At 66.4% G+C, this 13,364-nt stretch carries 13 protein-coding genes; 11 read left to right on the top strand and 2 right to left on the bottom strand.

The window, feature by feature from the left end; genetic code table 11:
- Window positions 1-2: 2 nt before the first annotated feature.
- Entirely contained in the window at window positions 3-464 is a 462-nt protein-coding gene (locus E2K76_RS10560) for a (2Fe-2S)-binding protein (RefSeq protein WP_136684271.1), read from the bottom strand.
- A 164-nt stretch (window positions 465-628) separates the two neighbouring features.
- Between E2K76_RS10560 and E2K76_RS10555 the strand changes: the two genes are divergently transcribed.
- Together E2K76_RS10555 and E2K76_RS10550 are read left to right on the top strand one after the other, a co-directional pair.
- A complete protein-coding gene (locus E2K76_RS10555) occupies window positions 629-1,888 on the top strand; it encodes a hypothetical protein (RefSeq protein ID WP_136684270.1) in 1,260 nt (419 codons plus the stop codon).
- A gap of 1 nt (window position 1,889) precedes the next feature.
- Window positions 1,890-2,606, top strand: coding sequence for a COG3904 family protein (locus E2K76_RS10550; RefSeq protein WP_136684269.1), 717 nt, complete (start codon window positions 1,890-1,892; stop codon window positions 2,604-2,606).
- 100 nt (window positions 2,607-2,706) lie between these two features.
- On the opposite strand, the gene E2K76_RS10545 is transcribed toward E2K76_RS10550, so the two are convergent.
- Entirely contained in the window at window positions 2,707-3,273 is a 567-nt protein-coding gene (locus E2K76_RS10545; protein WP_220432209.1) for a TetR/AcrR family transcriptional regulator, read from the bottom strand.
- 61 nt (window positions 3,274-3,334) lie between these two features.
- Between E2K76_RS10545 and E2K76_RS10540 the strand changes: the two genes are divergently transcribed.
- The 9 genes from E2K76_RS10540 to E2K76_RS10500 all read left to right on the top strand — a co-directional run bounded on the left by E2K76_RS10540 (window position 3,335) and on the right by E2K76_RS10500 (window position 13,354).
- A complete protein-coding gene (locus E2K76_RS10540; protein WP_136684268.1) occupies window positions 3,335-4,807 on the top strand; it encodes an MFS transporter in 1,473 nt (490 codons plus the stop codon).
- Window positions 4,808-4,915: 108 nt separating this feature from the next.
- On the top strand, window positions 4,916-5,863 hold the full coding sequence (gene phnD, locus E2K76_RS10535; protein WP_136684267.1) for a phosphate/phosphite/phosphonate ABC transporter substrate-binding protein: 948 nt from the start codon (window positions 4,916-4,918) through the stop codon (window positions 5,861-5,863).
- 39 nt (window positions 5,864-5,902) lie between these two features.
- Complete coding sequence (gene phnC / locus E2K76_RS10530) at window positions 5,903-6,670, top strand: phosphonate ABC transporter ATP-binding protein (protein WP_136684266.1); 768 nt, start codon at window positions 5,903-5,905, stop codon at window positions 6,668-6,670.
- On the top strand, window positions 6,667-7,464 hold the full coding sequence (gene phnE / locus E2K76_RS10525; RefSeq protein WP_136684265.1) for a phosphonate ABC transporter, permease protein PhnE: 798 nt from the start codon (window positions 6,667-6,669) through the stop codon (window positions 7,462-7,464). The genes phnC and phnE (E2K76_RS10525) overlap by 4 nt, the downstream gene beginning before the upstream one ends.
- Window positions 7,461-8,249: a phosphonate ABC transporter, permease protein PhnE gene (phnE, locus tag E2K76_RS10520; protein WP_169053267.1), complete on the top strand. Its 789-nt coding sequence runs from the start codon at window positions 7,461-7,463 to the stop codon at window positions 8,247-8,249. The genes phnE (E2K76_RS10525) and phnE (E2K76_RS10520) overlap by 4 nt, the downstream gene beginning before the upstream one ends.
- Window positions 8,250-8,368: 119 nt before the next feature.
- Window positions 8,369-10,183 carry an ABC transporter permease gene (locus E2K76_RS10515; RefSeq protein WP_136684263.1) on the top strand — a complete coding sequence of 605 codons (1,815 nt, stop codon included), beginning with the start codon at window positions 8,369-8,371 and terminating at the stop codon, window positions 10,181-10,183.
- A 1-nt stretch (window position 10,184) separates the two neighbouring features.
- A complete protein-coding gene (locus E2K76_RS10510; protein ID WP_136684262.1) occupies window positions 10,185-11,225 on the top strand; it encodes an ABC transporter ATP-binding protein in 1,041 nt (346 codons plus the stop codon).
- A 7-nt stretch (window positions 11,226-11,232) separates the two neighbouring features.
- Entirely contained in the window at window positions 11,233-12,300 is a 1,068-nt protein-coding gene (locus E2K76_RS10505) for an ABC transporter substrate-binding protein (RefSeq protein WP_136684261.1), read from the top strand.
- A gap of 1 nt (window position 12,301) precedes the next feature.
- On the top strand, window positions 12,302-13,354 hold the full coding sequence (locus tag E2K76_RS10500; protein ID WP_136684260.1) for an ABC transporter substrate-binding protein: 1,053 nt from the start codon (window positions 12,302-12,304) through the stop codon (window positions 13,352-13,354).
- Window positions 13,355-13,364 lie beyond the last annotated feature (10 nt).

Below are 13,364 nucleotides of genomic sequence, written 5' to 3'. Positions count from 1 at the left end.
GCTCAAAGCTCCAGCGTGCGGGCGGCGTCGTGGATGGCGGCGCGGACACGGACATAGGTGGCGCAGCGGCAGACGTTGCCGGCCATCGCCGCATCGATCTCGGCATCGGTGGGCGCGCTGGCCGATTGCTGCAAAAGCGCGGTGGCGGACATGATCTGGCCCGACTGGCACCAGCCGCATTGCGGCACGTCGATCGCGACCCATGCGGCCTTCACGGCTTCGATCTCGGGTCCGGTCATGCCTTCGATTGTCGTGACCTCGCTGCCTTCGACCATCGACAGGGGTGTTACGCAGGACCTTCGCGGCATCCCGTTCAACATGACGGTGCAGGCGCCGCATTGCGCGACCCCGCAGCCGAACTTGGTTCCGGTAAGATGCAGGTCGTCGCGCAATGCCCAAAGCAAAGGAATGTCCGGGTCGATATCGAGCGTGACGTCCTGACCATTGACGATGAACTGGGTCATGCCTGGCCTCGTAAGCTGGGATGCAGAAAGGCTAGCACCCTCGCCCTTTCGGTCAAGGTTCGTCTTGCCGTTCGGCATCGCTGGACTGTGAGCGTTCGGGGGGATGACGGCGCGCGTTTCAACCCCATATCTGGACCTTACCCCTTTTCCTGCGTGGAGTGCCCATGAACGACACCCTACCGGCGGCGGATCGTTCGGGCGACCGTTACGCCCGCGAATTGGAACGGCATCTGGACTGGCTGGACACTTTCACAAGCAGCGCGCTGGGCGTGCTGGCGGCCGCGTCCGGGATCTATACCTATCTTGGCGTGCGCACTCTGCTGGATGATCCGGGGATCTGGACGACCTTTGCAGCGCTGTCCTATTCGATCGCGGTGTCGGTCGGGATCTTCGTGTTCTGGTCCTACATGCTGCGGCTGCTGCCCGCCGTCCGGACGGCAGCATCGCGCATGGGCCTTCTGCTGACGATGGCGCTGGGCTGCGTGGCCATCGTGGCGATGTCGTCATGGCTGAACGCGGCGGCACTGGCGGGCGGCGCGGCGGTCGAGACGCATATGGCGACCACGGTGCAGCAATATCAGGCCGCGCTTGAACGGGCGCATGCCAATTCCGTTGCGGGCCAATCGCTGTCGCGCGACGTCGCCCGCGTCCGGCAAAGCTTCGAGGATCTGTCCGAGCAAGAGGCGGGCGGCACGCTGTCGGGCTTTTCCGGCCGGGGGGCGGTCTTCCGCGTGCTGACGCAGAAAGGGTCCGAGCTTCAGGCGCTGGAGGACCAGATGACGGGCGTGGCCGAACCGATCGAGCAGGCCTTCGCCCAAGGCAACACCATCCTTGCCCGGATGCGCAGCCTGTCGGTCCAGCCCGGCGGGATCGAGGATCGCACGGTGCGTTTTTCCGAAGATGCGGTGCAGCTTTCCGGCCTGATCACCCAGCTTCGCCAGTTGAACCCCGCGCCGCTGGTCGCCCGCGCGGCGCAGGATCTGGCCGAGGCCGTCGTGCTGCCGGAACTGGACGGGTCCACCGCCGAAATGCGGGCGGGGCAGAACAGCACCATCACCTCGGTGCTGTCGCTGGTCGAACAGCGGGCGCAAACCCTGACCACGGCGGCCAACGAGGTGCTGGCCCTACCGCAGCCGTCCGAGGCGATCTACAAGCCGATGTCGGCGGCGGATGCGGTCATCGCCTATGCCGGGAATTTCGTGCCCGCCTGGGCCGGGGCCATCGCCATCGACCTTTTGCCCGCCGTTCTGGTCTTCATCATCATGGTCGTGCAGGCCGCGATCCGGTCAGGACGGGGCGAGACGCATTCCGACGACCGCATGACCGTGGGCGAATTGCGCGCGGCACTGGCGGCGGCGGAACTGCTGCGCCAGCCCGATCCGCCCGCAGATCCCCCCCGCGCCTTGATCCGTCCGGGGGAATAGGATGGCGTGGCTTTCCAGCCCACAGGGGGCGATCCGGGCCGTGTTCATCTCGCAGATGGTGCTGAGCGCGGCGATCATCGCGCTGGACCTGCGCGGATCACCCGGGAACGCCGCACCGGGATTGTTCGCCCCGCCCGCGCAGGGGCCGAGCGTTCGGCCCTATCGCCCCGACTTGCGCCCCGCAGCACCGGGTGCGCCCGCCATGCGGCCCATGCCGGAAAAGCTGGAATTCGCATCGGCGGACGGGGCCATCCGCATCACCGGCCAGATCGCCCCCGGCGATGCGGATCGTTTTGCCGGATGGCTGGATCAGCAGCGACCGCCAGAGACGCTGGTCACACTGGACAGCTCCGGCGGGTCGGTGTCGGACGCACTTGCCATCGGGCGCACGATCCGGGCGGCGGGCTTTTCGACCGAGGTCGCGGACGGCGCGGTCTGCCTGTCGGCCTGCCCCTACATACTGGCGGGCGGGTCGGAGCGCAGCGTCGCAGCGGGCGGCGTCGTCGGCGTCCACCAGCATTACTTCGGCGAGAATACGATCCTGCCGGCGTTCATGGCGGTGAAGGATGTGCAGCGCGGGCAAGCCAGCGTGATGGACTACCTGACCGAGATGGGCGTCGATCTGCGTCTGATGTCCCATGCGCTTCGCACCCCGCCCGAGGAGATCAACATCCTCGATCCCGCGTTGATGGAGGAGTTGAGGCTGGTCTCGCCCTGAAGACCGCACCTCGGCCCCCGCGGCGTGCGATCGGTGGTTGCCGCTCATTTCCAAGGGCGCCGAGGACTTTCGGCGAACAGCGTCGTGGCGCGCGGTAACGTCAGGACCCTTCCTTGGGAAGCAGGAAGGTCTTGATGTCGTCGAAGATTCCCGACCAGTCATCCGGCGCGATCTCTTTCAGGCCGAGATACCGAAGCGCGAACGCCCCTTCCGTCGCGAGGAACGCAAGGCGGGCGCGGCGGCCTTCGGGGGTGGTCAGGTCAAGATCGCTGGCGCGGCCCTCATACCATTCTCGCGTGGCCGCCATGAACTCGGGCGATTGCAGCAATCCGGTCATCAGCGATGCGGCCTTCGTCTCGGCCGGCTGCGCATCTTGGAACGTGGCGCCGACATGGGCGCGGATCACATCGACGGGCGTCGGGTCCGGCACGACCAGCTTGTCGAACAGCGCCTGATAGCTTGCCATCCACCGCGTGCAGATCGCGTCGATCAGCGCGGCCTTGCTGGCGAACGTATATTGGACACCGCCCTTGGTGACGCCCGCCGCCTTGGCCAATGCGTCGATGGTCAGCGCGGATGCGCCATGTTCGCGCACGATCCCCTCGGCCAGATCCAGCAGGTGATCGCGATCAATGGATTTCTGCCGCCCCATCTTCGTCCTTTTCATTCCATACGTATGGAATTATATCGCAGCGGTGATGAATGCAATCAGCAAAATGGGGCGTGACATGAACAGGCGTTGGCTGGTGCTGGCAGTGGTCTCCAGCGCGTTGCTTCTTATCGTGATCGACATGACGGTGCTGTATACCGCCCTGCCCCGGCTGACCGCCGGGCTTGGGGCGTCGCAGTCCCAGAAGCTGTGGATCGTCAACGCATATTCGCTGACCGTCGCCGGGCTTCTGCCCGCTTCGGGTGCGCTGGGCGACCGTTTCGGATCGCGCCGGATGTTCCTGTCAGGGCTGATCGTTTTCGGGCTCGCCTCGCTTCTTGCCGCTTTCGCGCCGGTGCCGCAGGTGCTGATCGCCGGGCGCGTCGCGTTGGCGATCGGGGCGGCGATGATGATGCCGGCGACGCTTGCCATCATCCGCCACACGTTCGAGGATGACGACGAACGCAGCTTCGCCATCGGCGTATGGGCGGCGGTCGCCTCGGGCGGTGCGGCCTTCGGCCCGATCCTTGGCGGTTTCCTTTTGGAATTCTTCTGGTGGGGATCGGTCTTCCTGATAAACGTGCCGATCGTTCTTGCGGCCTTCGTTGCGGGTTTCCTCGTTGTCGGGCGGCACGAGGGGGAGGGCAACCATCCGTTCAGCCTGATCGGATCGGTCCAGATCATGATCGGTCTGGTCGCGACGACGCTGGCGATGAAGGAGTTCGCCAAGCCCGAGCCGTCGCTTCCCATGGCGATTGCGGCGGCCGCGGTCGGGGCGGGCTTCATCGCGCTGTTCATCCGCGGGCAGCGGCGGTCGGCCCATCCGATGCTGGACCTGAAGGTTTTCGCCAACCCCGCCTTCAGCAGTGCCGTCATCGCCGCGCTGATCGCAGCGGCGGCGTTGATGGGACTGTCGCTGGCCATGACGCAGCGGTTCCAGCTGGTGCTGGGCATGTCGCCGCTGGAGGCCGGGCTGCAGCTTTTGCCGCTTCCGCTTGCGTCCTTCGTCGCCGGTCCGATCACGGGCCGCTTCATCGGCCGGGTCGGCAGCGGGCGGCTTCTGCCGGGCGGGATGATCGCCATTGCGCTGGGCGTCGGCATCTACATGATGGCCGTCCATTCGCTTCCGGTGCAGATCGCGGCGCTTGCGCTTGTGGGGGCGGGCGTGGGCATCACGATGACGACGGCCTCGGCGGCGATCCTGCACAACGCCCCGAAGGAAAGCGCGGGCACCGCCGCCTCGATCGAGGAGGTGTCCTACGAGCTGGGCGGCACGATGGGCGTCACGATCTTCGGCAGCATTCTCGCCGCCGTCTATACCCGGTCCTATGTTGCGCCGGTGGCGGGTGACGTCGGCCCCTCGGCGCAGGGCATAGACGAGGCGCTGCACCATGCCGCGAGCGCAGCGCCGACCGCGGCCCGCCAGCTGATGGGGGCGGCGGGCGCGGCCTTCGACAGCTCTTTCATGGCGGTGCTGGGCGTGGCGCTGGCCCTGCTGGCCCTTGGGGCCGCCGCGGTGATCGTGATGCAAAGAACAGCGGGGCCGAAATAGCGCCCCGCATGCGACAACAGCGCGCGCCGCAGAGGGCGGAACCGTAATCCGATTGTTACACGGCACCCCTAACGCGGTCGCATCTGTTCTCGTATCCCGGAGCCGCCGATGCGTTTTCTTGCCACCGTTTCCATTGCCGCGCTTTGCGCCCTGCCCGCCCTCGCCCAGGATTTCCCGCTCGACGCGCGCTATACCGACGCCGATGGGGACATGGTCGCCGACATCCCGAGCGATGCGGCGCAGCTGGTCGATCCCGAAACGCTGGTCTTCGCCTATACCCCGGTCGAAGATCCGGCCGTCTATGTCGATGTCTGGCAGGGGTTCCTCGACCATCTGGCCGAGGTGACGGGCAAGGACGTCGAATTCTTCCCGGTCCAGTCGAACGCCGCGCAATACGAGGCGCTGCGCGCGGGCCGTCTGCACATCGCGGGCGTGAACACCGGCGGCAACCCGATCGCCGTCGCCTGCTCGGGCTTCCGTCCCTTTGCCATGATGGCGCGCGAGGACGGCACCTTCGGGTATGAGATGGAGATCATCACCCACCCGGACAGCGGCATCGCCGAGGTTGCGGACCTCAAGGGCCGCACGCTGGCCTTCACGTCGGAAACCTCGAACTCGGGGTTCAAGGCACCGCAGGCGCTGCTGACGTCGCAATTCGATCTGGCGGCGGAACGCGACTACACGCCGGCTTTCTCGGGCGCGCATGACAATTCGATCCTTGGCGTCGCGAATGCCGATTACGACGCGGCGGCGGTTGCGAACTCGGTGCTGAAGCGGATGGTCGCGCGGGATGCGGTGGACGGCGATGCGCTGGTCACGATCTTCAAATCCGACACCTTCCCGACGACCGGCTATGGCATGGCGCATAACCTGACGCCGGAATTGCAGGACAAGATCAAGGAAGCCTTCTTCAGCTTCGACTGGGAAGGCTCGGCGCTGAAAGAAGAATTCGCCGCGCAGGGCGAGGATCGTTTCGTGCCGATCACCTTCAAGGACGACTGGAAGGTCATCCGCGAGATCGATGCCGCGCTTGGCGTCGAATACACCTGTTCCTGATCCGAAAGGCGGGGGCGGTGCGCCGCCCCCGACAGACCCATGCTGAGCGTCGAGAACCTCACCAAGACCTATCGGACCGGCGACAAGGCCCTGTCGGATGTAAGTTTCACCGTGCCTGCGGGGCAGGTCGTCGGCCTGATCGGGCCTTCGGGCGCGGGCAAATCCACGCTGATCCGCTGCGTCAACCGGCTGGTGGAGCCGTCATCGGGGTCTGTCCGGCTGAACGATGTGGACGTGACGCGTCTGGGCGCGCGCGATCTGCGCCGCGCCCGCCGCCGCATCGGCATGATCTTTCAGGAATATGCGCTGGTCGAACGGCTGACGGTGATGGAAAACGTGCTGTCTGGGCGGCTTGGCTATGTGCCGTTCTGGCGCAGTTTCACGCGTCGTTTTCCGCCGCAGGACATTCAGCGGGCCTTCGCGCTGCTGGACCGTGTGGGGCTGTCGGCCCATGCCGACAAGCGCGCCGACGCCCTGTCGGGCGGCCAGCGCCAGCGTGTCGGCATCGCCCGCGCGTTGGAGCAGGAGCCGGAGCTGCTGCTGATCGACGAGCCGACGGCCAGCCTCGACCCGCGCACCTCGCGCCAGATCATGCGGCTTATCACCGAGATCTGCCGCGAATCCGGTCTGCCCGCGATCATCAACATCCATGACGTCGTGCTGGCGCAGCAATTCACCGACCGCATCATCGGGCTGCAATCGGGGCGGGTCGTGTTCGACGGCGCGCCCTCCGCGCTGACCGACGATGTGCTGACCCGCATCTATGGGGCCGAGGATTGGAAGGCGATGCACAAGGCCGCCGCATGAGCCATCCAACCACGTGGCGCCGCCCGCCGCAGATCGTCAAATCCCGCTTCTGGCGCATCGCCCTGTCGCTTGGCGCGCTCGTCTATCTGACGCTGGCGCTGCAAAGCGTCGATGTGAACTGGACCCGCGTGGCCGAGGGGATGGAGCGCGGCCAGCGGTTCATCGCCGGATTCCTGACGCCCGATTTCACCACCCGCTGGCGCGACATCAGTCAAGGGCTGGTCGAAAGCCTGACGATGACGCTGACCTCCACAGTTGCCGGGATCGCCCTTTCGATCCCGGTCGGCATCGGGGCCGCGCGCAACATCGCCCCGCGGTGGCTGCACGCGATCTGCCGCAGCATCATCGCCGTCAGCCGATCCTTGCAGGAGATCATCGTCGCGATCTTCTTCGTCGCGCTGTTCGGATTCGGTGCCTTCGCGGGGTTCCTGACCCTGACCTTCGCCACCATCGGCTTCATCGGCAAGCTGCTTGCCGACGATATCGAGGAGATCGACGCCAAACAGGCCGAGGCGATCCGCGCGACGGGTGCATCATGGTGGCAACTGATCAACTATGGCGTCCAGCCGCAGGTGATGCCGCGCCTGATCGGGCTGTCGCTGTATCGGCTGGACATCAACTTTCGCGAAAGCGCGGTGATCGGAATCGTGGGCGCGGGGGGGATCGGCGGCACGCTGGACACCTCGTTGTCGCGTTATGAATATGGCAGTGCGGGCGCGATCCTGCTGATCATCATCGCCATCGTCATGGCATCGGAATATGCGTCCAGCCGAATGCGGGGATGGCTGAAATGAACTGGCAGCATCGCACCCCCCGCGCCCGCCTTGCGCTGTGGGGGTTCTGGTTCGCGACGGTCGCGCTGTTCGTCTGGTGCTGGGGCCTGATGACGGAACGCACGATGTGGGTGTTCGTCCAAGACGCCCCCCGCGCCGCCGCCGACATCGGCAGCCGCGCATGGCCCCCACGGTGGAGCTATATGGAGCAGCTTTGGCAGCCGCTTTGGGACACGCTGAACATCGCGACGCTTGGCACCTTGCTGGGTGTCGTCATGGCCGTGCCGCTGGCGTTTCTGGCCGCGTCGAACACCACGCCGTCGCGGCTGGTGCTGCGCCCGGCCGCGCTTTTGCTGATCGTGGCGTCGCGGTCGATCAACTCGTTGATCTGGGCGCTGCTGCTGGTGTCGATCCTTGGGCCGGGGCTGCTGGCGGGGATCATCGCCATCGCCTTCCGGTCGGTCGGCTTCGTCGGCAAACTGCTGTATGAGGCGATCGAGGAGACCGACGTCCGGCAGATCGAGGCCGTGACCGCCACCGGCGCCGGCCCCGCGCAGGTGCTGCACTACGCCATCGTGCCGCAGGTGCTGCCGACATTCCTTGGCATCAGCGTGTTCCGCTGGGACATCAACATCCGCGAAAGCGCGATCCTTGGGCTGGTGGGCGCGGGCGGCCTCGGGATGCAGCTTCAGGCCAGCCTGAACGTGCTGGCATGGCCGCAGGTGCTGATGATCTGCATTGTCATCCTTGGCACGGTGATTGCCAGCGAATGGGTATCGGGGAAGGTGAGGCGCGCGCTCATCTGAATGCACTGCCGTGCAAGATTGCCTATAATGGCGCGCGATATTTGTTGCACATGCGTGCAAAGTGTCGCGCGACTGTCACAGACCGCACGTAGCAAGCGCCGGACCACAACGGGACGGCCATGCAGACACCTTATTCCTCCCCCCTTCGGATGGCGCCTCTGCGCCGGGCATGGACGACCCTGTCGCAAGATCCGACCAATGCGATCGGGCTGTGTCTTGCGATCGTCTTTGCCTGTCTGATCCTTGCGCCCGTCGTGTCGATCCTTGCGAACCTGTTCGTCGTGCAGGTCGGCGACGCACGCCGCGCGGGGGCCGAGGTCGGGGGTCTGACGTTCTACTACCTCGACCGGGTTCTGCTGTCGCCGATGTCGCGACTGCTGTTCTGGCAACCGCTGGCCAATACGCTGGTGACGGCGGTATGCGCCATGGCGGCATCGCTGACGATCGGCTCGGTTCTTGCGTGGCTGCTGTTCCGCACGGACATGTGGGGGCGGCGCTGGTTCTCGACCGCGCTGATCGTGCCGTTCATGCTGCCAAGCTGGACCTTTGCGCTGGCATGGACGACCCTGTTCAAGAACCGCACCATCGGCGGCCAGCCCGGCTGGGCCGAGGCTGCTGGGTTCTCGCCCCCCGACTGGCTGTCCTACGGTCGCGTGCCGATCATTCTGATCCTGACGATCACCTATATCCCCATGGTCATCCTGCTGGTCGGGAATGCGCTGCGCCGTCTGGACGCCCAGCTTGAGGATTGCGCCCGCATCCTTGGCGCGGGGGCTGGGACGGTGGCGTGGCAGGTGGTGCTGCCGCTGATCCGGCCTGCGCTGATCTCTGCCTCGGTGCTGATCTTTGCCGATGCGATCGGCGAATTCGCGGTGCCCTATGTGCTTGGGCTGCCGGTTCAATACGATGTGCTTTCGACCTCTCTCTACCGCGCGATCTCGTCGCGGCAGACCGGGGCGGCGTCGGTGCTGGCGGGGGCGATCATGCTGATCGGCGTCATGTCCATCTGCATCGACCTTTACCTGATGCGCGAGGCGCGCCGCTTCGTGACCATCGGCGGCAAGGGCGCGATGGACCGGGTGCGAGCCCTTGGGCGCGGGCGGTATCTGGCGACGGGCGTCGCGGGCGGGTTCTTTGCCGTCGGCGTCGTGGTTCCGCTGGGCGTGCTGGCCCTGTCCACGATCACGCATATGCCGGGGCGGCTGGACTGGGGCAATTTCACGCTGGATTACTGGATCGGGCGCGATCTGGGCACGATCGCGCTCCGCGACGGGGTGCTGCTGTCGGCGGACCTTTGGGCGGCGGCGTGGAACAGTCTGCGGATCGTGGGGCTGGCGGCTTTGGCCTCGGGAGTGCTGGGGCTGCTGGTCGGCTATGTCGTCACGCGCACCGAATGGCGGGCGCTGTCGGTGTTCCTGCGGCAGATCGCGTTCATGCCCTATCTGGTGCCGGGGATCGCCTTTGCCGCCGCCTATCTGTCGCTGTTTGCGGTGCAGCGTGGGCCGATCCCGGCGCTGTATGGCACGCCGTGGATTCTGATGCTGGCGCTGATCGCGGATCAGATGCCCTTCGCCTCGCGATCCGGCATCGCGGCGATGACCCAGCTTGGCCGCGAGCCCGAGGAGGCCGCGCGCATCGCCGGTGCGGGCTGGTGGCGGCGCATGGTGTCCATCGTGGCACCGATCCAGAAGGGCGCGCTGGTCGCCGGGGTGCTGATGCCGTTCGTCGCGGGCATCAAGAGCGTCAGCCTGTTCGTGATATTGGCGGTGCCCGCGACGGACGTGCTGGCGACCTATTCGCTGCGGCTGGTCGATTACAACTACACGCAGGCGGCCAATGCGGTCGTCCTGATCATCGCCCTGATCGCTTGGGGCGGCACATGGGCTGTGCAGCGTCTGACGCGCACCGGCCTTGGCGACGGGATCGGAGGCTGACATGCCCGCAATCGAACTGACCGACATCACCAAATCCTATGGCGGCCCTGCGGCGGTCGGCGGCGTGACCCTGCGGGTCGAGGATGGCGATTTCATGTGCCTGCTGGGCCCGTCCGGCTGCGGCAAGACGACGATGCTGCGGATGCTGGCGGGGCTGGAGACGGCAACGGCGGGCCGCATCGCCATCGGGAACCGCGTGGTCGATTGCCCCGCGACGGGTGTGTTCGTCGGCCCGGAGAAGCGCAAGCTGGGGCTGGTGTTCCAAAGCTATGCCCTCTGGCCGCATATGACCGTGGCGCGGAACATCGAGTTCGGGCTGCGCCTGCGCAAGATCCCCGCCGCGCAGATGCGGGCCGAGGTGGCCGAGGTGATGGAAAAGCTGTCCATCGCCAAATACGCGGACCGCTATCCCAGCCAGCTTTCGGGCGGGCAGCAGCAGCGTGTGGCCTTGGCGCGGATGCTGGCGGTGCGCCCCGATGTTCTGCTGCTGGACGAGCCGCTGTCGAACCTCGACGCCGCGCTGCGCCTTGAAATGCGGGCCGAGCTGCGCCGCATCCACGAGGAGTTCCGCACCACCATCGTCTTCGTCACCCATGACCAGTGGGAGGCGATGACCCTTGCCACCCGCATCGCAGTTATGAAGGACGGGCTGCTGCAACAGGTCGGCACCCCCGACGACATCTATGCCCGCCCCGCGAACAGCTTCGTTGCGCGGTTCATCGGCAACCCGCCGATCAACATGATAGACGGCGCGGGCGATCTGGGCCGCAGCCTTGGCGGCGCCCCCCTGATCGGCCTGCGCCCCGAGGATATCCGCCTTGGCCACGGCCAGCCCGCCACCGTTCGGTCGGTCATGCCCACGGGCGGCAGCTGGATGGTGGAACTGGCGGTCGGGGTCGAACGGCTGCTGCATTCGACCCAAACCCGCCCCGACCTGCGCGCGGGCCAGCCTGTGCTGTGGTCGATCGCACCGGACCACCTTCACCACTTCGACATCAACGGCAGCCGTCTCCAACGGACGCCCCAGCTTTGCCATGCATGAGGGATACATGAAACGATTTGGCATCACCGTCTGCGCGCTTGCCCTGACCGGGACCGCGCAGGCACAGGACCTGCAAACGCTGATCGACGGCGCCAAGGGCGAGCCGCCGACCACCGTCCTGGCCGTCACCGGCAAGATCGTCGATCAGGCCGAGGCGTTCAGCGCCAAATACGGGCTGAACGTCACGGGCCGCAAGGTGAACGAGGCGGCGCAGGCCGACCTGCTGATCCGCGAGCATGAGGCGGGCAACATCCAGACCTCGGTCTCGCTTGCCGCCGATGCGGCGGTGATCGGCGCGGACCTGCTGGACAGGGGCATCGTGCAAAGCTGGGCCCCCGAGGATATCGACCTGCCGGACGCCGCCCGCGATCCGCTTGTCGTCGTCACCGATCCGCATGTCTGGGCCTATAACTCGGCCGCCTATGACGCCTGCCCCGTGGCGAATGTATGGGAACTGACGACGCCCGAATGGCAAAGGCGCGTCGCCATCATGGACCCGCTGGACAAGCCCAACTATGCCGATTGGTTCAACCAGCTTGAAACCAGCCACGACGCCGCGATGGCGGACGCCTATCGCGCGCAGTTCGGCACGGCCTTCGACGGGGAAAGCGCCACCGCCGCCTGGGTCGAGGCATTCGCCGCGAACGCCCCGCTGGTCGCCGATTCCACCGGCGTCGCCGAAGCGGTCGGGGCGGCGCAGGACGCCCCCTTCTTCGGCATGGTGTCGGTTGCGAAATTCCGCGACGCGGGGCTGGACTTTGCGATCTGCGACGGCATCGCGCCTTTCGCCGGCTGGCTCTATCCCGGGCTGGGGGTGATCGCCTCGGGGACGCCCAGCCCAAACACGGCCAAGCTGTTCATCCACTATCTGCTGACCGAGGAAGGCATCGCCCTGCAGGCCAAGGACGGCAAGATCCCCGCCGATCCCGCGATCGGCCTGCCAGCGGACGAGCCTTCGGGCCTGACCGACCGCCTGCCCCAGATGATGGTGTGGAACACCGCAAGCGCCGCCAGCGATCTGGAACGCCGTCAGGACTGGCAGGACCTTTGGCAAATCAACATCGCAGGACATTGATATGAAATACCTTCTTCTGACGACGCTTCTGGCCTCGCCCGTCGCGGCGCAGGACGCGCTGATCGAGGCTGCCCGCACCGAGCCGCCGCTGACCGTCTATGACAGCACCGGCAAGATCGTCGGCATGGCCGAAGCCTTTGCCGCGAAATACGGGCTGAAGGCCACCGGCACCAAGGCGAACGCGGTCCAGACGCTGGAAATCGTCGCGCGCGAGGCGCAGGCGGGGAACGTGCAGACCGACGTCGCGATCATCGCCGATGCCCCCGCCGTCATGGCCGAACTGATCCAGCCCGGCCATGCCACCTCCTATGCGCCGGACATGGAGATCCCCGAAATCTATCGAGATCCGCTGACGGTGGTGATGGCGCCGAACGTCTGGGCGTATAACACCGATCTGTTCGACACCTGCCCGATCACCAACATCTGGCAGCTGACCCTGCCGGAATGGCGGGGGCGCGTCGCGATGCAGGACCCGCTGGGCAAGCCGTCCTATACCGACTGGTTCAACCAGATGGCGACGCATGGCGACGATGCGATGGCCGCCGCGTATCAGGCGCAGTTCGGCCAGCCGATCGAGCGCGCGACCGAAGCCTGGGTCAAGGCGCTGGCCGCCAACGCGCCGCTGCTGACCGACAGCGATTCCGCCGCCGCCGATGCCGTGGGCGCGCCCGACCAGAAGGATGCGTTCATCGGCCTGATCTCGACCGCCAAGTTCCGCGACAATGCGGACGGGATGAAGCTGGGCCTGTGCGACACCGTCGGCCCGTGGGTCGGCTGGGGTTATCCGTCCATCGCGGTGATCGCGGCGGGCACCGACAGCCCGAACGCGGCCAAGCTGTTCCTGCATTACATCATGACCGGGGAAGGCATCGCCCCGCAGGCACAGGACGGCAAAATCTCGACCAACGCCGCCAACGCCCTGCCCGCGGACGAGCCGTCGGGCGTCGGCGCGGTGCAGGACCGCATCTTCGGCTATGACGCTGCGACGGCGATGGACGATTGGGACGCGCGTCAGGACTGGCAGGACCTTTGGGCCATGAGCCTGTCGCGCTGAAAATCCGGTG

It is taken from the genome of Falsirhodobacter xinxiangensis (assembly GCF_004959935.1).
GTDB classification, from domain to species: domain Bacteria; phylum Pseudomonadota; class Alphaproteobacteria; order Rhodobacterales; family Rhodobacteraceae; genus Falsirhodobacter; species Falsirhodobacter xinxiangensis.
The sequence above is the reverse complement of the archived record's forward strand: the minus strand, read 5'-3'. Positions and strand labels throughout refer to the sequence as shown.